The organism is Chromobacterium sp. IIBBL 290-4 (genome assembly GCF_024207115.1).
Lineage (GTDB): Bacteria > Pseudomonadota > Gammaproteobacteria > Burkholderiales > Chromobacteriaceae > Chromobacterium.
Window position 1 is genome coordinate 773,915 of sequence record NZ_CP100128.1, and the last position, 20,884, is coordinate 794,798.

15 protein-coding genes are annotated in these 20,884 nt (G+C 54.8%); 5 read left to right on the plus strand and 10 right to left on the minus strand.

From position 1 onward, the window contains the following. Positions 1–23 precede the first annotated feature (23 nt). The 5 genes from NKT35_RS03520 to NKT35_RS03540 all read right to left on the minus strand — a co-directional run bounded on the left by NKT35_RS03520 (position 24) and on the right by NKT35_RS03540 (position 7,320). A complete protein-coding gene (locus tag NKT35_RS03520) occupies positions 24–515 on the minus strand; it encodes a hypothetical protein (RefSeq protein ID WP_254298902.1) in 492 nt (163 codons plus the stop codon). Positions 516–769: 254 nt separating this feature from the next. Further along, positions 770–3,448: a DEAD/DEAH box helicase gene (locus NKT35_RS03525; protein WP_254298904.1), complete on the minus strand. Its 2,679-nt coding sequence runs from the start codon at positions 3,446–3,448 to the stop codon at positions 770–772. Continuing rightward, positions 3,445–5,448 (minus strand): phospholipase D-like domain-containing protein, encoded by a 2,004-nt coding sequence (locus NKT35_RS03530; protein ID WP_254298906.1) that lies wholly within the window; start codon positions 5,446–5,448, stop codon positions 3,445–3,447. Before NKT35_RS03530 ends, NKT35_RS03525 begins: the two co-directional genes overlap by 4 nt. Then, positions 5,441–6,736: a hypothetical protein gene (locus tag NKT35_RS03535; RefSeq protein WP_254298908.1), complete on the minus strand. Its 1,296-nt coding sequence runs from the start codon at positions 6,734–6,736 to the stop codon at positions 5,441–5,443. The genes NKT35_RS03530 and NKT35_RS03535 overlap by 8 nt, the downstream gene beginning before the upstream one ends. A 23-nt stretch (positions 6,737–6,759) precedes the next feature. Continuing rightward, a complete protein-coding gene (locus NKT35_RS03540; protein ID WP_254298910.1) occupies positions 6,760–7,320 on the minus strand; it encodes a hypothetical protein in 561 nt (186 codons plus the stop codon). 142 nt (positions 7,321–7,462) lie between these two features. Here NKT35_RS03540 and NKT35_RS03545 point away from each other — a divergent pair, with 142 nt between their 5' ends. Then, positions 7,463–8,395, plus strand: a complete 933-nt coding sequence (locus NKT35_RS03545) for an IS5 family transposase (RefSeq protein WP_254298912.1) — start codon at positions 7,463–7,465, stop codon at positions 8,393–8,395. A gap of 94 nt (positions 8,396–8,489) precedes the next feature. On the opposite strand, the gene NKT35_RS03550 is transcribed toward NKT35_RS03545, so the two are convergent. From NKT35_RS03550 to NKT35_RS03560, 3 genes are read right to left on the minus strand one after another with little or no spacing between them, the layout of a single operon-like run. After that, positions 8,490–9,227 carry a hypothetical protein gene (locus NKT35_RS03550; protein WP_254298913.1) on the minus strand — a complete coding sequence of 246 codons (738 nt, stop codon included), beginning with the start codon at positions 9,225–9,227 and terminating at the stop codon, positions 8,490–8,492. Between the two features lies 1 nt (position 9,228). Continuing rightward, positions 9,229–10,632, minus strand: a complete 1,404-nt coding sequence (locus tag NKT35_RS03555; protein WP_254298916.1) for an SH3 domain-containing protein — start codon at positions 10,630–10,632, stop codon at positions 9,229–9,231. 3 nt (positions 10,633–10,635) lie between these two features. Continuing rightward, a complete protein-coding gene (locus tag NKT35_RS03560) occupies positions 10,636–13,389 on the minus strand; it encodes a type VI secretion system Vgr family protein (RefSeq protein ID WP_254298918.1) in 2,754 nt (917 codons plus the stop codon). Between the two features lie 293 nt (positions 13,390–13,682). On the opposite strand from NKT35_RS03560, the gene NKT35_RS03565 reads away from it, so the two are divergent. After that, positions 13,683–14,021, plus strand: a complete 339-nt coding sequence (locus NKT35_RS03565; protein ID WP_254298920.1) for a hypothetical protein — start codon at positions 13,683–13,685, stop codon at positions 14,019–14,021. Between the two features lie 83 nt (positions 14,022–14,104). On the opposite strand, the gene NKT35_RS03570 is transcribed toward NKT35_RS03565, so the two are convergent. Further along, positions 14,105–14,284 carry an antitoxin PaaA2 family protein gene (locus tag NKT35_RS03570; RefSeq protein ID WP_103321104.1) on the minus strand — a complete coding sequence of 60 codons (180 nt, stop codon included), beginning with the start codon at positions 14,282–14,284 and terminating at the stop codon, positions 14,105–14,107. A gap of 322 nt (positions 14,285–14,606) precedes the next feature. Further along, positions 14,607–15,287 carry a hypothetical protein gene (locus tag NKT35_RS03575; RefSeq protein ID WP_505190901.1) on the minus strand — a complete coding sequence of 227 codons (681 nt, stop codon included), beginning with the start codon at positions 15,285–15,287 and terminating at the stop codon, positions 14,607–14,609. Positions 15,288–15,790: 503 nt separating this feature from the next. Here NKT35_RS03575 and NKT35_RS03585 point away from each other — a divergent pair. The 3 genes from NKT35_RS03585 to NKT35_RS03595 are packed head-to-tail and all read left to right on the plus strand — an operon-like array spanning position 15,791 to position 20,875. After that, positions 15,791–18,379 carry a TnsB C-terminal domain-containing protein gene (locus NKT35_RS03585; RefSeq protein ID WP_254298924.1) on the plus strand — a complete coding sequence of 863 codons (2,589 nt, stop codon included), beginning with the start codon at positions 15,791–15,793 and terminating at the stop codon, positions 18,377–18,379. A 1-nt stretch (position 18,380) separates the two neighbouring features. After that, the gene (locus NKT35_RS03590) at positions 18,381–19,532 is read left to right on the plus strand and encodes a TniB family NTP-binding protein (RefSeq protein WP_254298933.1); all 1,152 of its coding nucleotides are present in this window, start codon (positions 18,381–18,383) and stop codon (positions 19,530–19,532) included. A 14-nt stretch (positions 19,533–19,546) separates the two neighbouring features. Next, positions 19,547–20,875, plus strand: a complete 1,329-nt coding sequence (locus NKT35_RS03595) for a TniQ family protein (protein ID WP_254298935.1) — start codon at positions 19,547–19,549, stop codon at positions 20,873–20,875. The last annotated feature ends 9 nt before the right edge of the window (positions 20,876–20,884 follow it).

The following is a 20,884-nucleotide window of genomic DNA, read 5'->3' on the forward strand; positions in this document are numbered from 1 at the left end:
ATGGAGAGCCCGGCCCGCGGGCCTCAGCCCAGCGCCGCGGGCAGCGGCGGACGCGACCACACGGCCCAACCCTGTTGCTTGGCCCCCGGGGGGTGGGCGTCCAGCAGTGGCCAAACCAGCCCCTGCTGATAGGTCTGGCTGGACACCACCACGCTGGTATTGGGCTTGTCCGGCGCATAGCGCTGCTGCCAGCTTTCCGGCAGCTGCAACCACGAGCCGAGATACCAGACCATCTGCAGATTGCGGGTGATCGGGCCGTAAAAATCATCGTTCAGCAGCTTGAACATGGCCTGCTCCTTGGCCAGCGGCTCGGACGGCAGCTCAAGCAATTGTTCCATCCAGCCATCAAACCGTTCAGGCCCCACGTAATCACGGCAAAACTCGCACAAGGTCGCGGCCACGCCGGTGCCTTGCAACTGATAAAGGGAAAATTCGAGCAGCTTACAGCTGGCTTGCAGGAAAACATCGACCCGCTGCGGCGCATGCGAGCCGGCGGCTGAGGCGGTATTCGTCATTGCTAAGCTCCCTTAGCGGACTGTGGTACGGAACAATGGGCAGCGACATGAGCGGCAAAATTTGCGACGCAAGCAGGCTCTGCGCAAACTCAATATATGCTTAGCAGATAAAAACACTAATAGCATAACGATTTTGCATTTTACTAGTCAGCCAAGGCCGGGAGGGCATTGCGCTGCTAAGGGAAGGGATGGCAGGCATGGGCTGTTATTTGGGGGTTACGGTCTCGGTCTGTACAGACAGACGCTCAGTTACGCTATCCCTTATCGAAACGCATCCTGAAAGGAGAGAAATTCGGTGCAGACCCGTTTATTTCTCCGATCAGCGCCTCGGGAAGATTTGCTAATTTCCCACGGATCGAGGAAATCACGACCCCGTGCAATTGGGCCCGAAGATCATCCCAGCGTTCACGCAAAATGCCCCAGTTCCTTTCATCGTATGTCCCTCGGAACACGACAGGTCGCACAGTAATGCGAGGCAGTTCTCCACTTCCGGCCCCAGATTTCAGCACATCCTCAAGCTGCTGTTCCCACAGGCTGCCGACACGGTCGACTCGACCGATTTGCTGCTCTACCACCCCGGGGTTCCACTCTGGATGCAACAAAACGACAGTCTTGCAGGCTTTGTGAAGGTTCAACCCTTCGCGTCCGACAACCGATTGTGCTACCAGCACACGGGGGTGGCTGTGAGGTCGGTTAAACGACAACTGCAGCAATCTGCGAGTTTTGACCTGGGTACCACCATACATCAAACGGGCAAAACTACCTTCCGAACGATTAAATTCTTCAGCGATCCGTGCCTGCAACTGCGCCCACAAGGCCTGTGCTTCATGCTCATCCAGTTGGCCATCCCCATTCTCACCCCCTTCGTCACGTTCGCATAAGGCCTCGACCAACTCAGTGAAAGCATCTGCGAATTGCGTGGCCGACATGCCATCCGGTTGCCATCCCTGTAAATCATGCAAGGCTTTCGCCACTAGCACGATAGGGGACTCGCCCTCATTCGGCTGTACCTTCTCGACCTCGGAACGAAACGCATCAAAAATCGCGCGCATCCGCCCTTCGAGAGGCGGTGCCTCATCCAAATGTTTCAGCAAATCGAGACGTCCCACCCTCCGTCGTTCTTCAAGGTGGCGATATTGCCGCTCAAGCTGGAAATCCAACGCATCTCTGTCCAATGTGCCTGTGCGGTGCAACTGGCGATGCGCAGCCTGCAGTGCTGGCCATTCATTCTCATGAACCTTTGCTTGCGCCCACAACTCACCCGAATCAAGCGCTCTGAGCATCGCTCTAGCATTGAGCAACAATACCAAAGCCTGTAATGGCCGGGTAAAGCGTCCAAATACCAATACCTTCTCTTTCTTTTCACAAGCGATTTCTTCAATGGCCACGATGGCAGCCAAAATGGCCGGATGATCAAAAAGCGGGTTTTCATCTTTGGGAAATGCAGAGATCAACGCCGTTTTCCACCACTGCGTCCTCGCCTTACGCTTGTCATCTCCCGGAACCGATGCATTGTTCTTACCTGAATCTTGCTCTTGGGCTTCAGCCTCTATCTGATCGCAATCGAGAGCCGTATCCTGCTGAGAAGAATCAAGTAAAGATGCAATCCCATGACCATTTCCAATAGTCAATCGCGAACGCTTGGCGGTTGAATCAGCCACCATATCGCTCACAAATGACAGCGCCTCCGCCGCACAAACGGCTTGTCGCCAAGCAGGAGAGAGCAATGCCATATCTACAGCAATCTCAGCCTCGCTACGGTAAGCATGCAGCGGCTCCCCACTGCGTTCGGCAAAGGCTTGCACACAAGACAACTCTCGCTTGTCCCGGCGCAATAAATAAGGGGATAACGCCGCCTGGAATTGTTGCGAAAGCTGTCGAAACCTTTCTCGTGCATCCGGGTCATTTGGACAACGCCTTACCTTGTCGCAAGCATCGGCATAACGCTGGAAAATATCCCCCTCATTGTTTGACAGGCCAACGCCTTCAACACCAATCCGTTTCAGCGTCTGGTGCCATTGTCCCGCATCCAGCTCCACCGGGGTGGCAGTCATGGCCATACGCCGCGCACTGTGGTTGTGAATAATGACCTGCTCAAGCAGACGAGCAAGTCCGCTTTCACCACTCCGGCTTTTGTGGGCCTCGTCCACGATGACCAGATCAAATGTACCCAAGCCCAAACCCACCGCTGTTTCCAACCATGGGCGCAGATCCTCACCCTTTCCGTACTCACTGGCATGCATAGCCTTCGGCCAAGGCGTGCCTTCACTTAACGATTCAAGTTTCTCGCGGGCAACGTGATTAACTGGCAAGGATTCAACGAATTCCGCAATGCTTTCAGCAGCCAGGAGCGCCATCTGCGCCCGCTTGTCATCCAGTGCTGTACCAAATCTTTCCGCCCAGGTTTGATCGCCCTGCACCAGTTTGTTGTAACCCCGGGGATAACGTCCTTCCGTCGCCTTTCTCCATTCTGCATACAGCGCTGGCAGCATCGCCCACCGCCAGGTCGCACTGTCTTGCCCCAGCCGCCAATTGGCAAAACCATGAGAAATCAGCACGACATTCTGTTTGAACCAGGGCGATGCCTCATCCCAATTCCTCAAATATTGACCAATGCTGCGCAGAAATACGGGAGCCTCAACGCCACCTCCCCGCAACTCATCCTGCCACTGGAATCCCAATCCCGGCGGAACCAGTATCGCTACGCGGCCACCCGCCTGTATCACACTCGATGCCAATGCAACGGCGATACGTGTCTTGCCCATCCCCACTTCATCGGCAATGACCACGCCGTTGTTTGGCAGGCGAGCGCCCATGGCTCTCAAACTCGCACATTGCCCTTCGTTAAGGGACCAATGTTCTTTGCCCCCTGCTGCCGCCAGCTTTCCCAATTGATCGGCAACCACACCCCAGCCTTGAAATGGCTTATTCATTCAGTTGTGCCTCCCAAAGGCATGAGATCTGCAATACCCCATTGCTCACCAATCCGCTCCAGCACACTTTCATACAGCCTGCCTGCAGAGGTTGAAGCATCTTCCGCAAAATCTGGACGAAATACCGGCACCAGTAAGGGACTTAAAGGATTCAACCCAAGGGTCTTGAAATAATCGACCACAGGGCTATCAGCGACGCGAGACAGCGTCTGCTCCAGACGCGCACACCATGCAAGCCAATCTGTTTCCTCTACGGCTGACTGTCGATCCGCGATCCGCTCTATCAATTCCATCATTTGGCGAACCGGATAAGAAGCCGTGTTGTCTTGAGGCACCTGCCCATTACCCTGGGGGATTCTCAACATTTCGCCTTCTTCATCCAGATTGTCTTCCTCACCCTCACTCATTGCGGCAGGAAAGCCCACCAAAGCCCACCAGGCTTCGTCAAAATCAATTGCAGTCAACGGCGTGGCCGCCAAGCGGCCGAACTCATCCCGAACAGGGACTCGGCATTCATGTTCGCCATCCTCGGTGTACCATCTCACTCGAACTTGCAAAGGAGGCGCATCATCCCAGACAAATTTCTGGCCTTCCCGATTACAAGGGATACCAGCGGTATCCAGCACATCGCCACTGGACAGCTCCTGCTCAGGAGCGCACAGATACCCACCATGCTCCGCAGCTTGCCAATTCAACCATGCCCAGGGCGGGGCGAGGAAAGGGTCACCTGGTGGCGGCATGTCTCCGCCCATAGACAGCGCATCGACGTTTTCAATTTCGGAATCCCATTGGATCGGCAATAGATGGGTAACCGCATTTTCCGGTTCCGCATCTTCTGCATCCCAATACAGCGCCCCCGGGCTGAAGACAACCCCGGCTTCCAGATTGCCGCCCGATGAAGAGCTCTTGGAATCAAAACCCGGTCCGGTCAAGTTGCCAGACCCCAGATACACCCAAGGCTTACCACAACGTGAGCTCGTTTCCCGTGTGTTTGCGCTAAAGAGGAACTTGGCATGCAAGGATCGCTGGGCATTGGACCCAAAGACCGCTTCCATTTTGGATGCCGCTCTCACCTGCCAGCCTCGCTGCATCATGGCAGGCAAGGCGGATGCCACTGACTGGCAAGCCACTGGGTTGACAATCACATCCACACTAGGCTTTTGGATTAATAAGTCAGAAGCCTGCAGTTGCTTAACGATGCTTTCCAGCACCTTAGGAACTGAAGGTTGCTCACTAAAGGGTGCACCTTCAAAAAAACCCGATCCCATGGCCAGATAGTTTCGCTTGCCTTCAACCTTCGTGCTTTTGACCAAATCAGGCAGCTGCTCCAACAAGGACTTTGATCGATTATCAAAAAATCTCGTTTCAGATCCTGCATACTTCGCGCATTGCGCAAGCCAGGCGTCAAGACTTTCCCGTTTACCGCTGCGTGTATCCATGCCATGTGCTGTCGAGGCATTGAGTAGTCGCATGTCAAAACAGGATTGCAAAAATTCAAACATCGACCAGCTGGCCATGATGTCAGCGCAGCGCAAAGGCAAGTCGCTATTTTCTCGACCCAACTCATCAGAGTCGACCTCGATAGACCATGCCAGGTCAAGACTTTCTTCCAGGGTTTGTCGTGTCCAGTTACCGGTAGACACAATCAACCGCAAACGCCAGTGATCCAGTTTTTCAACATGGCGAAAACCCAGCAGCGCAACTTTGGCATGCAATAAGCGGAATGGTTTATTGCGAAAGGACAGGAGGGGAAGATGTGCCAGCCCCGGCACTTCTGTCGGCTCTATCGCCGGATGTCCGGGATCCAGCATCAGGGCCACGGAAATTTCGCCACGGGATGCACGTTGCCCTTTCGTTTCACGCGTCAATCTTTCCAGCGCATCGTTGAGAAAAGACGCATCAGCAGAATAGCCACACATCCAGCCAAAAATACATTTGAAATCTTCCGGCGCGTCAAAATGCTGCACCAATGAAGGGGGGCAAAATCTGTTTTTAGCCATTTTCTGTTTCCTCAGCATTTGGATGCAGATATTCTTCGAGGCGACCTTCCAGATCCAGACTCATCCACCAAAGATTGCGGATAGAGTAAGAAATATTATCCGGCCAAGAAATTTGATCAGTCAGGGACGTCTCCTCCTCACTTTCACTTATTTCGTCAGCCCCAATCATGACTTCCCCACCTTTGAATGCAGGGCCCGGGCACACTTTATCGCCAACAAGCCGTAAAATACGACCATCACGCGCCACCAGCCGTCGCAATACACTCTCATCAGATGGATCCATCACTTCGTGTCCAAAGCGATTGGCCTCGGCATCCGCATGTTTGAATTCAAGAAACGCTTTCGCCCTGCTTCGCAATTCGACCAACCGCTTGCCAACTTGCTCTGGCAAGTCGCTGTTTAATGCAAAGTTTCCCTCACGAGTCCCAATAAGCTGCTCCAGCGCATCCAGTACGGCATAGGCTGCATCACGCATGGCAAAGAAGCAGGCACCCGCATGCATATCCCGCCAATGCTCAGGGCTAATTTGCGCAGGGCGCTCACTCCAACTTACAACAGTCGCACCTTTTCGACGGGATGCTACCCATTGAAAAGCATCATTTCTTCTTTTATGTTCCTCTGGTGAGCCGCCGGGAGCACCTTGAAGGATGCGTTCCTTCAGCAATTTTCTGGCCTCTTCAGGCAAAGGGTTTAGAGGAGTCAAGGCATTCCGTAGTGCCTCTGTATTGATCCGATCCGCTTTACCCAACGCCCACTGCAGGAGATAACCTTCAACCGTACTGTTGAAAGGCCTATATTTTTGACCAGCCGCTTCGACAAACTGAATCCCTGCCAAGCTGCATGAAAACCCGTTGAAACGCCCGCCTCCCTTTGCTTCAACCAAACCTAAAGCAGGCAAGGCTGTAACACACGACATGCGCATAGGCTGAGTCACATAGAAACTTGGCTGACGAGCCTTTTTAAAACTGAATTCACTCTCAGTTATATTGGCCAGCTTCACCCGCCCTTGAATACGCCCATCGACAAGGTTGCTTTCGTTCAAGGCATACCAGCAAGCCAATGCCTCAATCGCATTGGCAACCGCAATCTTGGTTACCTTATCTCCAGCCATTTCGGCCACGCGCACGCCAAGCGTAGCCAGGTATAACTGCTTGCCAAACCAGACTCTTCCCAGACCGGGCACCGCAAGGTCATTAAAAAGCCGGGTACTCACACCCAAGCCAAGTGTGCGAGTTCGCCGTGTACTTTCAATGACACCGGGCCCCAGAATTCCCCATCGCATCGCCACTGTTTCTCCTTTGTAATAATTGATTACTTAACTGGCTTCCCATTCTCCGTCACTCGCCCATCCTTGTAGACAAACAAGTGTTTTTCTTTTCCAGCCTTTTTCTGGGAAGCTTTGGATTCAAACTCCCCCTTGTATCCCGGCATGGATACCGTCAGTACAACCCCATCCTGTTTTACTTTTATCAGGTCAGAGCATGTTCCGAATCCAGGGGTGGCAGACACGCGAGCCTTTGAAACCGTAGCGAAATAGTAGGTCGCAGGACAGGCCGTTCCACCATTATCTTGAACCAATACAACATCTTTATCATCGATGGTATATTTTTCAAGCAGCGACAATCCATTATTTCCTTGCACCTCTGGCTTGAGCGGCTTCCCATTAAACAGCAACTGGTTTTCATCATTGACTTGCAACTGACCAAAGCGGGTGGGGAGTGCATCAGCCCATGTGGCCGAAGCCAAAGATCCCATTACCAAAACAGACATAAGCGCGTATTTCATATTAACCTCAAGCATGGCAATTGATTTTAAATAATTTTCTAAAAAACAGATCGAAGAAAATGGTTGTATGGAATGATCAATACTCACCACCCAGCCCAGTTAGCATATTTTTCCTGAAAATATTTTCACCGTGGAAATATCTTGCTCATTACAATATTCGAAACGGTCTTGCAACCAAACGGCGCTGTTGCACAAATCCTCCCCATCCGCAGCCTGGTAAGATAGCGGCATGACCAAGCCTGCGCCGAAACGCTACCGAACCACCAACTGGAAAGCCTACAACCAAGCCCTGATCGAACGCGGTTCTCTGTCCGTCTGGCTGGACACAAGCATGTCATGGCAGGCGACTCCACGGGGCAAACGCGGACGGACACAGACCTATAGCGATGTGGCTATCCAGTTCTGTCTCACCATCAAGAACTTGTTTGGATTGCCTTTACGGCAGACCATCGGTTTCATCCAAAGCCTGCTCAAGTTGGCGGGCCTGGACTGGAATGTTCCTGACTACAGCACGTTGTCCAGGCGACAGCAGACGCTGCAGGTCAAAATTCCCTACCAGAAAAGTTCAGGTGCGCTGCATCTGCTGGTTGATAGCACTGGCATCAAGATGCTGGGTGAAGGTGAGTGGAAAACCAAGAAACATGGCGCAGAATACCGCCGGCAATGGCGCAAAGTGCATTTAGGCATTGATGCGGAAACCCTGCAAATCCGCGCCATTGAAGTGACGGACAACCGCCAGGGTGATGCGCAAATGTTGCCTTCGCTATTGACGCAAATTCCGGCTGATGAGCCGATAGCCTGCGTGAGCGGCGACGGGGCTTTCGATACCAAAGCATGTCATGAGGCGATTGCCGCACGCGGCGCGATCGGGTGCATTCCGACCCGCAAGAATGCGAAACCGTGGAAAGGAAATTCGCTGGGTGTACTGGCTCGCAACGAGATTCTGCGGGCTACCAAGCGATTAGGCAGAGCGATCTGGAAACGCTGGAGCGGCTACCATCGCCGCAGCCTGGTGGAAACCAAGATGCATTGCTTCAAACGGTTGGGTGAAAGAGTGACGGCCCGGCGTTTCGATGATCAAGTGGCAGAGCTGCAAGTGCGCGCTGCCATCTTGAACCGCTTCAGCATGCTGGGCCGTCCTTGTACGGTAGCTGTGGCGTAAATCTGTTTGGGGAAAGGGGAGCCTCGCCCTGTTCTGGATTTATGCAACAGTGCCCAACAAAGCCGTACGTGCATCAAATTTATGGAGTGTAGTATTATTTTTTAGTATGCAACGGAATATTTGGAGGCAATTGAACACCAAGCTTTCTGCTTGCTTGAATGGCAGCCGCAATGCAAATACAGCTGATCATATAAATTTGAATGAGGCAAGCCAGTAGAAATGACATTGCCGTACTAATAGCCATCGTTGAAAACTCAGGGTATGTCTTTCTAAGGTTTAGACCCAATATTAATAGCAACATCATCGCAATGGGGAAGATTAGCTTTAGGATGGAGCCATTGAACTTATTAAGCAGGAGCTTTTCCTGTATGGAAAAATGTTCAATCACCCTCCCTCCCGAAATTACACCGGAAGCTTTAAATTCTTTTATAAAAAACTCTTTTACTTCTAATGTTTTTGGGAATGCAAGGAAACCATGTACGATGGAAAATATTGCCCAGGCCGCAGTGTAGGCGATTAATATAAGTGTAAAGTTTTCCGCATCGTATTTTGTAAAAAATGCAGGAAAAATGAACAAGAATGCACTAAGAATCGTGCACGCAAAAAAAACATTAAAAATAACCAAGGAGTAAACAGCTATTTTGTTTGCTTTCCTACTAAGCGCAAGCGTTGAAATTGTTGCAAAAATTGCAAAGGAAAGATAGAAATTTATTGAGAATCTAATAGCCTCAACTGATTTGCCAGACCATTGATTTGCCATGACAAAAGCTAGGGGCAGCAGAATCCATGCCCATACCAACACAATTCTAGAAATTTTTGTAATGGGACTCATATTATCTAGCCCAACCGGCTACGGTCTCTTTAACATTGAATGTGCTATCTACATAGTCAATTACTGTTGCGGCAAGTATGTAGCCTCCAACAACAACCATTGCGCCAAGCCAAACCGGGGCAGTTACAGTAACACCAACTGCTGATGCGGCAGCGGCGGCAGTATACATAATACCTGCGGTAATCAAGCCTCCTAAGGCAGCTGTACTCCCTGCTTTGAAGATAGACACTCCAGCTCTTCCAAAAAATTCGCTCATATCATTGGATTTTCCATCTCCAAATGTGGTAGCGAAATCCCCATATAAATCTATCACTGTTCCAATGCCTTGAACCTTCATCCCCGCCCGAAAATTTCCCTTAGCGGTTAAGAATACTCTTTTAAAGCCACCGAGACCACGCCGTCCTGTCAAGTGATGGTTCGACCCTAAAAATTCAGCTTTGTTGCTACCTACGGGCATGCTAACAGTTTTGGCTTTGGACAGTCCTGCTGGAGTAATCAGCTTGCCTTTGAAGACATAGCGATACATGCCAATTTTGGACCTTTCTATATAGACTCGCATGCCTAGCATGTTGAACCTCTTCCAATGAGACTGAATATAGCCTGCTGTTTCTTTAAAATAATTGGCTGTGAGAGGGGAATCATTGCTTGTCATTGCGACATTGGTTCCTTCAACTACATTAGCAATTATAGATTCAAGCTGACTACCTTTCTCAGGCTCTTTAAATAATTGATCTGGAGCCCCTGTTATTTGCCCCCCAAGTCGTTCAAGTTGCTGAATTGCCACAGGAGTTAGCTCATTTTTTGATATCGTGCCGGCAATATAGTGCTCTTGGAGATCGGGCTTATTCATACTTCCTAGCAAATAGGAGTATTGACTCTTCTTCATTTTTTCATCGCTCAGGAAGTCTTGAAGCAACTGATCTTCCTTGGTTAAAACAGCAGAGTGCCCATAGGGGTCCGCAGCTGTACATTTCAAGAGGTTAGATGCCGCTGGCTTACTATTCAGAATGATCATCAGCGGTTCAGGTTTGATTGCCGGATCTTTGTCATACTTATTATTGTCTAGTTTGTTCGGATGCCATTCGCCCAGAACTTTCCCAGAATTTTCAATAATTAACTTTCCAGAAAAGTCTCTGGATATCCAAACATATATGCGCTCACCATCCTTAAAGGACATGCCTTTGCTTGCATGATAAGCATATAGCAGTTTGTCTCTTTCGCTATAAAAATCACTTCGGTCTGTTCGCAGAGTATAGGTGGCATTTGGTTTTATATTTATTTGAATAACCACATCTCTGTGCTTGCGCTTAATTACTCGATTTTTGCAACCGGCGACCAGACCTTTTGCAGTTTCCCCGGGAAGACAAACATAAACTACATTTTCCGGCATCGCTTTATCGGACATGATTTAACCTTTTCTCCTTCCAGGCAAATCGCCCTTGAATGTATCGAAAAGCACATTCTTAAATTTTACCCAGCCGTCTGCATCGGATGATTGTTGCAATTGCGTATTATCACCTGATTGCAGCTTGATTTGTTCTCCAACCAAGGGGTTGCCCTCAGCATCCTCATAACGTACATGCAAGTCAGTGGTTTTATTCTCTGATTTCAGCGTCTTAACAAGACTTGTGGGTCCGCTAAATTGATGCTCAGCCCCCTTGATGCTGACCGTATCAGGACAATGCACCTCAATATTGCCGCCGGCAATACGGATATAGCCGCCGCCGCTGGCGAGCAGGATTTCCTGGCTGGCGGCGATCTGTACCTTGCCTTTTACTGACGTGATGGTGACGTCCTTATCCGCCGTCAGTTCCATCGCATCGCTTTGCGCCTGGATTTGTACCTTGCCCTTGGCGGCGATCAATTTCACCGCGATCTTGTCCTTCACTCCTGCCACAAACAAGCTGATGTGTTTGCCCACGTTGTGAATCCAGCGCCGGCCCGTGGTGTGGTTAGTGTCGCGCTGGGCGACGAGGTTCAGGTTAGTACCGGCAGTCAAGGTTTGGCTTTGCTCAGTCACGCTGGCAATGCCGGCCGGGCCGGACAGCACCAGCAAGGGCTGTTGGCCGGCCTGTTCTTTCGCCGTTTTGCCGTCTTTGTCGGTGTTGCTGCCGGCTTCCCAGGCTTTCAGCGCGTCGACGTGGTGTTGCAGGTGACCGTCCGGCTTTTTGCCGGCTTTGGCGTTGTCCGGGCCAATTTCGTCGGGCCCGGTTTCCATGGTGTCGGCCAGCTGGCCGGTGGCGGTTTCCGCTAGCGCCTGGCTCAGTGCGACGGCGGACTGCAGCTGGCTTTGCGCATGCTCGCGCGCTAGCTGTTTGCCGCCGGCGCCGTTTTTCGCTTCGGTGGACAGCAGCAGGCCGTGCGCGGCGCGGATGGCGCCGTGCTGGTCGGTGCGCAGCTCGAAGCCTTCGCCACGCGGCTGGGCTTTGCCGTTGCTGCGCGGGTGGGTGAGGAAGCCCTGGTTGAGCTGGGTCTTGCCGGATTCGGAGCTGAGCTTGGCGCGCACTTCGCCGGGGGTGTCGTCGAACAGCAGCTCGTTGTAGCCGCCGCCCTGGTGTTCTTTACTCTTGATGCCGGACAGCGTCTTGTTGGCGGGCAGACTGCCGGCGCCGCTGAAGTCGGGCGTAGGGTGGCTACCGTTGTACAAGACGCCTGTTATTACGGGACGGTCGATGTCGCCTTCGATGAAGTCGACCAGCACTTCCTGGCCGATGCGCGGGATGAACTGGTGGCCGAAGCCGGCGCCGGCGCTGGGCATGGCCACGCGCAGCCAGCAGCTGGATTTGTCGTCGAGATTGGCGCCGAACTGGACGTGCTCCTCTGGCCGTTGCCAATGGAATTGCACCTTGATGCGGCCTTGGGCATCAGTGTAGATCTCGTCGGCGACTTGGTCTGTCGGCTCGGCCGGGCCGACCACGGTGGCGGTTTGCACGCCGCGCGATTTGGGTTTGGCCAGCGGCGTGTCGGCATAGGCCGGGGTCAGCGGAATGCCACGGCGCTGGGTCTGCAGCGTGGTGGTGAACGGCGCGGCGTCGCTGGGGGCGCCGACGTGCTGGGCCAGGTCTTGCGGCAGGTTGTTGCGCACCAGGAAGGTTTGGCCGGTGACCACGAATTCGCGGTGTTGCGGGCTGTCGGTTTCATGCGCCGGATGGTCGTCCAGGCGGAACCATTCGCCCGGCTGCAGGCCGCGCACGGTGCCGCTGGCGCGGAAGGACTTGGCCTGCAGGTCATGCGCCTGCTGGCGCAGCTGGGCGTAGCGGCCCAGCTGTTCATCGTCGCCGGCGTAGTACAGGCCCGGCGCGTCGTAGTGGGTCAGGCTGCTCTGCAGCGACTGGCCGGCCTGGCCCTGCTCGATGCGGCTGCCGTCTTCGCTGCGCTGGGTGGAGACGGGTTTGTAGTCGTAGCTGGCCAGCGCCACGCTGCCGGGCACGATCTGGCGCGCGGCTTGCCATTCGGTCAGGCCGTCTTCATCTTCAGTGGCGTCGCTGCGGTGGAAGCGCACGCGGCTCAATGGGGCGGCTGGCAGGCTATGCGGATCGTCAAACACCGCCAGCTGCACCTGCGGGCCGTCATCGTCTTGATGCAGGAAACGCCAGGCGTAGCCTTCTTCGTGCAGCAGGCGGACGATGAATTCGTAATCGCTCTCGCGGTATTGCAGGCAGTAGCTGCGCGGCTGGGCCGGCTGCACCTGGATGGACAGCGTCTGCACGCGGGCGAAGGCCGGGTTGCTCTGCTGATGTTCGGACAGGATCTGCTGGATGATGTCCGGCACCGTCAGGTCCTGGAACACGCGCGAAGTGCGGCGGTGACGCAGCAGCGCGAACGGCGGCTCGATGGTCAGCTCGTACTTGGCGAAACCGCCATCGGCGCCTGCCAGCCTGGCCTCGCTCACCACGCCGCAGCGGATGGACTCGCCGCCCGCCGCATCCTCGATGCCGATGCGCGCCGGCTGGCCCAGCAGTGACTTCAGTTCGAGATGGGTATCCGGCGACAAGCAGGTCAGCGTATAGCGGTAAGGTTGGGACAGGCCTTCTTCGGCATGCAGACTCAGCGGCAGCAGCTGTTCGGCGGCGATCTGCCCGGTGCCCAGCTGCAAAGTCAATACCCGTCGATCTTGGCCAAAAGCGGAGGCGAAACTGGCCAGCAGTGCGTTCAAATCCATCCGATTCCCAAATAAAAATACCCTCCAAAGAGGGTATGTCATTGAACTAAAAGAGGATAAGAATTTTATGATGTTACGCGGGCGTCAACAACCGATGAGTGCCAAAAAGGTTGACAGACCTAGACTAAAGTACAGGTCTAACGATGAACGTGGCCCGCCATTGCGACCGGTAGAGCACCTTGCCAGCGATCCTTGGCTTGGCAAACACACCCGTTTATATCATAACCAGGGCACCTCGTCCGGTGGCCATGGACTACAGCCAAGTGGTTTACAGCATGCGATTGGAGTGCATCATGATCGATGATCCGTATTCTGAAACTTGGCTAACGCTGCTCGTGAGTCGTCAACTCCAGCAGCGGCTCGCCAAAATGGCTGCAGCCCAACAACAGTCGGTGGATGATTTAGCAGCAAGTCTGCTGGATGCTGCGATTTCAGATTGGGAAAACCTGCCCCAAACCAGCTGGACGGTTCCGCTACTGGATGCAGGAGATGGCAGTGGCGATGCGCTACTGGCGATTCCCGATGAGCTACTGGCTTCTGCAGGCTGGGTAGAGGGCGATACCCTATCTTTTGAAGATCAAGGTGATGGGACGCTGTTGCTGAAAAAGGCAGGTAATAAGGAGGATGCGTAACTGCTAGAAGACTACCTCTGGCAGATGGCCTTCAGGCCACCAAACCCTTGCGTCTGCCATAACAGATGGGGCCTAATGGCCACTTAGTCGGGCTTTGAGCGCTGCAGCAGCGCGGCGCGCTTGAGGGCAAAGTAGTGCTTCGCCTCCTCATGTGAAACGCAGGGGCGCGGATCATCCAGCGCGGCCTGGACGGCTTGGCGAACGTACTCGTTATAAGAAATCGCAGATTCGGGAGCGAGGGGGATGGGCTCCGGCAATGGCATGGGGTCTTCTCCTGACTTTCGCTACTAGCGTATTGCAGAAGGAGCGTTACATGGCAACCACGATTAAAAGCACAGCACGTCGCATGGCAGGTGGCACGGGTCATAAGCACATCACATAACTGAGCTTATCAGCCGAGAGGTCTTGGAAAAGTTGCTTGGCCAACTCCAGGCAGCCCTACACAGCCCACTGGATGGGGCCACAACAACGCTCAACTAGCGACTCGGACCAGACATGCAGCCCTCCTGAGGGCCAGCCGATTTCAGTTCATGGAAAATCGTCGTCCGGCATAGCAAGCCCATCTGACATACATGCGCTCCGACATCACATCCGATAGTCGCCCAGGCGCCTGAGCACATCTCTGCCCAATACATCAGCAAAGAGATGCAGCAACTCCCCCTGAGAATAGGCAAATTTCTGCCGGAATGGCGACTGCTCCAACCAACACGCAAAGGCCTCGCGACCACTCAAGTAGTCGCTGCGATTGAGCCGTAGCCGGGCCTCCGCAATCAGACACAAGATAACGGTGCCGGCTTCCAAGGTGGGCGAAGCAATCAGCTCGGCGCCGAGCTCTCGAATCCCCTCCCGACTCCGCCAGAATTCCTCGCGCGCGTGGCGCTCATCGATCAGTCTGTAGCGCCACTGGCCTTTCAGTTGCAAGTACACCTGCTGGATTTCAGGCCAAGTTAGTGCTTTCCGTTCGAGTACTGACCAGAACAGGTGACGATACCAGGTGGCGGTACCGCGATAGTCCTGCTCGACCAGGCCGATCACCGATGCCTGCCCCATAACGCCATCGTCCTTGGGACTAACCAGCCCTTTCTGATACTTGTGCCAGAGACACTGCCGCTGCCCCCTCCCCTGTGAGTTGGGCGGCGCATAGAAGCGATCGAGTTCTGCCAGCGGGGCGCAAGACAGCTGCAGAACCAGCTTCACCCAGGTTGCTACTCGCAATTGCTCGTAAACGCTCCGCCGGGGACGCCCCCGTTTTTTCAGCGTGCCCAAAGCTCCACCCCATGCCAAATGGTTGTGGAAAAATATTACGCAAAACTTTCCGAATTAACAAAAAAATCTTCAACGTCAAGACCAGGCTAAATTTAGGTAAGGAATGGCTGAAACCCTTGTACAGCAAGGAAAGCAGCTTGAATTCGCCCGTCATTACGATCGAGAAGAAAGGCGGGATTAACTAACAAAAAACCCAAAAAAAGCGGTTTTACCTCTTGCATGGGATTTGATTTCTTGCATTGTAATTTCCCCTGAGGGGCGTTTCGCACCACAGGGAAATGGAAGGAACCGTAGCCGGACCACGACATTATCGATACAAACAAAACGGCCCAGGATGGTGTCCTGAGCCGTTTGATGCCGCTCATCCAGTTTGCCGACTAGATAAGCGCAGCATACAACAGGCCTCGTTGAATTCAAGCAGCCTGAGGGTGCCTGCATTTTGCCGCATCGATACTGTCCCAGCCACGGCTCCGCGTGAACGACTTCACATGGAGTGCATCGTCATGTTCAACCTGCAAGAACTCGAAACGTTCTACCTTCGACAACAATTCGGCCTCCGCGCGCGCAAGGCCATCGAACGCGTCAGAAGCCATCCACCCAGCCGCCGCGTGCGTAGCAGCGCCGGCAATGTCGCCTGCCGCTTCCCCAGCAAAAAAATGAACTGCGTGATCCAGGCGGAGAGCCACCACAATGAACTCGGCGCTATCTACCTGTGGGAGCGCGATCCTGACGTCTACGAGTTCTACGACCAGCCGGATCCGATCAAACTCAGCTACACAGCCGCGTCCCGCAAGATCAGCTACATGCACACCCCAGACTTCTTCCTGATTTCCGAAAACTTCACCGGCTGGGTGGAATGCAAACCGGAATCGAAGCTGCAAAGCCTGGCCAAGAAATACCCGCAACGTTTTCAGAAAATCAACGGGGAATGGGTGAGCCCTCCAGGCCAAGCCTATGCCGCGCAGGTCGGCCTGGGTTACGCCCTGCGCTCCTCCCAAGAAAACAATGGCGTGCTGATCCGCAATCTCAAGTTTCTGGACGACTATTTCGATGCCGAAGCCATGGAGCCATCGCCATCCGAATACGCCCTGGTCGACCAGCTCTTCCAGCTGCGCAGCTGCTACAGCCTGCATGAACTCCTGCTGGCGGAGCCACGCCCCCTTCCAGACACGATCTACAAAATGATCGTGGAGGATGAGCTCTACATGGATCTGAGCGTAAGCCTGCTCAGCGATCACAGTCATGCGCTGGTTTATCGCGACTACAACACCGCCCTGTTGATCCAGCAACAGGCACGCAGCGCATGCCAAGTCCATCCGATCAGCTTCGAAGCCGGCAGCAAACTGCTCTGGAAGGGGCAATCCTGGGAGGTCATACACCAAGAGCAAGACCAGCTCACGTTGGCCTCCTCCTCCGGGCAGATACTCCCGCTAGCCTGGGAGTCAGTCCAAGGACTGCTCGATCGCTGCGAACTACAAGCGGACGCTGAAGCGGAGCAGCTTTCTCTGAAAAATCAAGCCTTCGCCAAGATGTCGCATCATAGCCGCGCAGACTTGCTGAGCGCCAAGCTGCGCCTGGACAAGCTTGAAGGCCGGAGCGCCACTTCGGTGCGGAGCTTACGCCGCTATCGCCATAACTATCAGCAGGCCAAAGACCTGATGGGGAACGGCTTTGTCGGCCTGATCGACCAAACTGCGCGCAAGGGCAATCGAACGCCTCGCTTATCGGAAGAGACCGTGGAGCGGATGAATACCGCGCTGCGGGAGCACTACCTCAACCAAAGCAACGCCAAATTGTCCATGGCCTACGCAATGCTGCTAGGACAGTACGTAGATGAGCCGGATGCCGCGCCCAGTATCAAAGCTTTTCGCAAAGCGTTGAAACGGATGCGCACCCATTATGAGGTCAAGCTCATCCGGGAAGGCAGCAAAGCCGCGTATAACCAGAAAGAACTGGTGTGGACCGAAGCTGCAGTCTTCCCGCCTCATGGCGAGTGCCCCTTCGATATCGCTCACATCGATCACACCCAGATCGACCTGATGGGCCGCGAACTGGGCCCTGACAGCAAACCTCAACGTCTCTGGCTCTCGGCAATGATCGATGGCTACTCTCGCATGGTGCTGGCCTACTACTTCAGCTACGGCACGCCCACGTCCATCAACACCATGATGCTGATCCGTCAATGCGTGCAAAGGCATCATCGACTGCCAGGCACCATCGTGACGGACGGCGGCAAGGACTTCGCCTCCACGCATGTGGAAACACTCCTGGCCTCGCTCTACATCACCAAGAAAACACGTCCTCCTCATGCTCCGCGTTTCGGCGCCACAATGGAACGCCTGTTCGGTGTCCTGAATCAGGAGATCTGGCACAACCTGAGAGGCAATACCCAGTTGCTACGGGATCCAAGATCCTGCTCTCCCAGCCATGATCCGCGAAAACTGGCGGTCTGGAGCCAGGAGAAAGTCGAAGAGTACTTCGAAAAGTGGCTGAACGACGTCTACGAAGTGAACCAGCACACCTCTCTACAAGCGTCGCCCCGGCGCGTCTTCGAGACTGGCTGCTTCACATCCGGGGCCCGTGCGCACACGCACATAGCCTACGATCTGGCCTTCTTGATTCATTGCCTGCCTCAAACCAAAGCCAAGGGCCACGCCATCCACGGAGGCCGCGGCATCAAGCACAACAATCGCTACTACTGGAACAATGCGTTCCGTCAGCCGGAAGTGCAAGCCACCAAAAAGATTCCCGTGCGCTATGACCCCTTCGACCTATCCACCGTCTACGCGCAGATCAATGGCGAATGGCTGAGCTGCCGCAGCCAGGACCGCATTCGTTACCAGGATATGAGCGAGCACGCCATTCGCCACGAGGCGCTTGCAGATCATTTGCTTACAGCACAGACGGCTGAAATGCGGGTCGAAGACGCCAAGCGTAAGTCCGATTTCTATCGCGAGGTTCACCAAGTCGAAGCCGCCCAAGCTGAAGAGCACAAAAAGCTGGCGACTCAGGAACACGTAGAAGCCCCCACCACCCCGCCCCCGCCGCCCCTCCCATCGCTCCATACGCTGACGGTTTTCGGAGATTTCTGACATGAACACACTGCCCAACCAAAATCAGGAACAGAACATGCGCGAAGCCCACGTAGCGGACTTTTTGAGCCGGAGGATCAACCACCCCAAGCTGAACGACGCGCTGAAACAACTGGAAGACACGCTATGGCAGAAGTCTCATCCTGACATCATCGTGCTGACGGGCCCAACCGGCGTCGGCAAATCCACCCTCGCCGAGAAACTGGAGCAACGGATCCAAGAGCGATTTGCCACAGACATGCGGCGCCAGATCGACATGGTCCCCGTGCTCCACCTGTCGATTCTTTCCGCCGGCAGCAGCACATTCAACTGGAAAGAGCTTTACAGCCGGATGCTGCAGCAACTGAGCAGCGTCAGCCCCCAGCTCACGCTGCCGTTCGACACGGACGACATGATGCTGATCGATGAGCCGATCAAGCTGGGGCGCTCGGCGCCGACGGCGAACAGCCTGCAAAGCGCGCTTGGCAAGGCCGTCAAAAAACGCGGCGTGCGCGCCATCATCCTCGACGAGGCCAATCAGCTCCTGCTGGGCCATAAGGCACAGGAGCAAAGTCGGCAGTATGAAATCCTCAAATCGCTGGCGGCCAGCACCAACGCCGTCATCATCCTGGTCGGCACTTACGATCTGCTGTCCATTCAAGAGCAGAGTGCCCAGTTGGTGCGGCGTACCCGCATCATCAAACTGCCGCACTATCACAGGACAGACAAGGATGACTGGGAGTCCTTCTGCTCATCGCTTAGCACGCTGATCTCGTGGATGAATCTGCCCCGCCAACCAGACCTGCTCCACAAAGCTGAGTATTTCTATCTCAAATCGGCAGGTTGCATCGGCATCCTGAAGCCTTGGTTGGATAGCGCATACGAGTACTGCCGCGTACATGGGCTCGATCAACTCGACATGAATGTGGTCGAGCAGTTGGCTCCAGAAAACCGCTCCATTCTGACCATTCTGAAAGAGGCCCAGGCAGGAGAAATCCGCCTGCAGGATATCCCGATGGATGAGCTACGCCAGCACTGCCTGCTTGGAGAGAAGGACTACAAGGAGTCGCATCACTACCGCGATGACGACAACCACCGCTATGGCAAACCCAAACAGAAACGCAGACCGGGAGAACGCAAGCCCACTCGAGATCAAACCGGCTGGCAGCCTTGAGGGTGGACAGGACCATGGACAGGAATCTCACCCCCTCCAATCCAAGCGCGCTGTTCGCCTTGCCGCCCATGCAGGGCGGCGGGCGCGCGACGGAGAGCCTGCTGTCCTATCTGGTGCGGCTGGCGCGAGCGCACCAGATCGACGCACGGCGGCTGGTTCGCTACACGGTATGGCCGGTACTGCCGCTAGACGGCGCCGGCCTAGCCATCTCGTTTTACCGGGAGGACGCCAGAACGGTAAACGGCATCGGCCGCTATGCCTACGCTTTTACCCAGGCCTTGGAGCGGCTCACCTCGGTACAGGGCCTGGAAGGTCTTACCTTCCAGGCCTGGAAAGGCGTGATCCCGGAAATCGGCGCCGGCTTTCTGGCCAAGGAGGTACGCTGGTGCCCCGCCTGCCTGGCCGAACAACGGCACCAGCGTGTTGACAGCCACTTCCCGCTGGTCTGGTCCTTGGATGCCTACCGGGTGTGCACCCGGCACCACCGGCCACTACAGCACTTGTGTCCCTGGTGCGGCAAGCGCCAACAACTGATCCCGCACTATCCGGACCAGGCACGCTGCACCCACTGTTGCGGCTACCTGGCGCCAACATCCTCCCTGCAAACGCAAGAAACCATCCAGGAAGCCGACCTGCGCCGCGCCCACTCACTGGAAAGCATGATCGCCACGCCTGAAGGCAGGATCATGCCCACGCAACTGCAGCTGATGGCCATCCTGCAAACCGCGGCCGAACGCTGGACCGAAGGGGAAAAGAAGAAACTGTCGCTCACGCTGGGCCTGGGCGACCGAGCCATCGGCGGCTGGGCCAACAAACAGCAGAAGCCGGCATTCCCACAGCTGCTTCAGATAGCAGACACGCTGGGCATGACGCTGTACCAGCTATTCACCCAGCCTCTGCCGGATCAGGCGCCAAGCAGCGCATCACCCGTCCCTGCAAAGGACAAACCACGCCCCGCAGCCCAGCTGAGTAAAGCCTCTCTCGAATCACGGCTTCGCCAGCAGCTCGACGCCCCCAACACCGCGGAACCAGTCTCCCGCATCCTGAAGCGCATCGGCGTGACGCGCAGCTACGCCAAATATTGGTTTCCGGAACTGCTGGCACAGCTTGCGTACAAGCACCAGCAGTCACAGCAGCAGGCCACTGCCGAACGCCAGATAGAAGACGTGGAACGGGTAGGCAGAGTCTTCAGGAACATCGTCGCCGGCGGGGACTATCCGAGCATCCGCCGGATGTCCCAGGCCCTACGGCCTTATCGGCTATCGCTGCAGCGCGGACCGCTGCGCGAGGAGTACAACGAGCTGCGGGAACAACTCCGAAACACCGGGCAACATAGGTCATAAAGCAATGGT

What these genes read in the sequence shown, in the direction of transcription:
- NKT35_RS03520 (WP_254298902.1), bottom strand. Translation starts at nt 515, where the DNA reads ATGACGAATACCGCCTCAGCCGCCGGCTCGCATGCGCCGCAGCGGGTC.
- NKT35_RS03525 (WP_254298904.1), bottom strand. Translation starts at nt 3,448, where the DNA reads ATGAATAAGCCATTTCAAGGCTGGGGTGTGGTTGCCGATCAATTGGGA.
- NKT35_RS03530 (WP_254298906.1), bottom strand. Translation starts at nt 5,448, where the DNA reads ATGGCTAAAAACAGATTTTGCCCCCCTTCATTGGTGCAGCATTTTGAC.
- NKT35_RS03545 (WP_254298912.1), top strand. Translation starts at nt 7,463, where the DNA reads ATGACCAAGCCTGCGCCGAAACGCTACCGAACCACCAACTGGAAAGCC.
- NKT35_RS03550 (WP_254298913.1), bottom strand. Translation starts at nt 9,227, where the DNA reads ATGAGTCCCATTACAAAAATTTCTAGAATTGTGTTGGTATGGGCATGG.
- NKT35_RS03555 (WP_254298916.1), bottom strand. Translation starts at nt 10,632, where the DNA reads ATGTCCGATAAAGCGATGCCGGAAAATGTAGTTTATGTTTGTCTTCCC.
- NKT35_RS03560 (WP_254298918.1), bottom strand. Translation starts at nt 13,389, where the DNA reads ATGGATTTGAACGCACTGCTGGCCAGTTTCGCCTCCGCTTTTGGCCAA.
- NKT35_RS03565 (WP_254298920.1), top strand. Translation starts at nt 13,683, where the DNA reads ATGATCGATGATCCGTATTCTGAAACTTGGCTAACGCTGCTCGTGAGT.
- NKT35_RS03570 (WP_103321104.1), bottom strand. Translation starts at nt 14,284, where the DNA reads ATGCCATTGCCGGAGCCCATCCCCCTCGCTCCCGAATCTGCGATTTCT.
- NKT35_RS03585 (WP_254298924.1), top strand. Translation starts at nt 15,791, where the DNA reads ATGTTCAACCTGCAAGAACTCGAAACGTTCTACCTTCGACAACAATTC.
- NKT35_RS03590 (WP_254298933.1), top strand. Translation starts at nt 18,381, where the DNA reads ATGAACACACTGCCCAACCAAAATCAGGAACAGAACATGCGCGAAGCC.
- NKT35_RS03595 (WP_254298935.1), top strand. Translation starts at nt 19,547, where the DNA reads ATGGACAGGAATCTCACCCCCTCCAATCCAAGCGCGCTGTTCGCCTTG.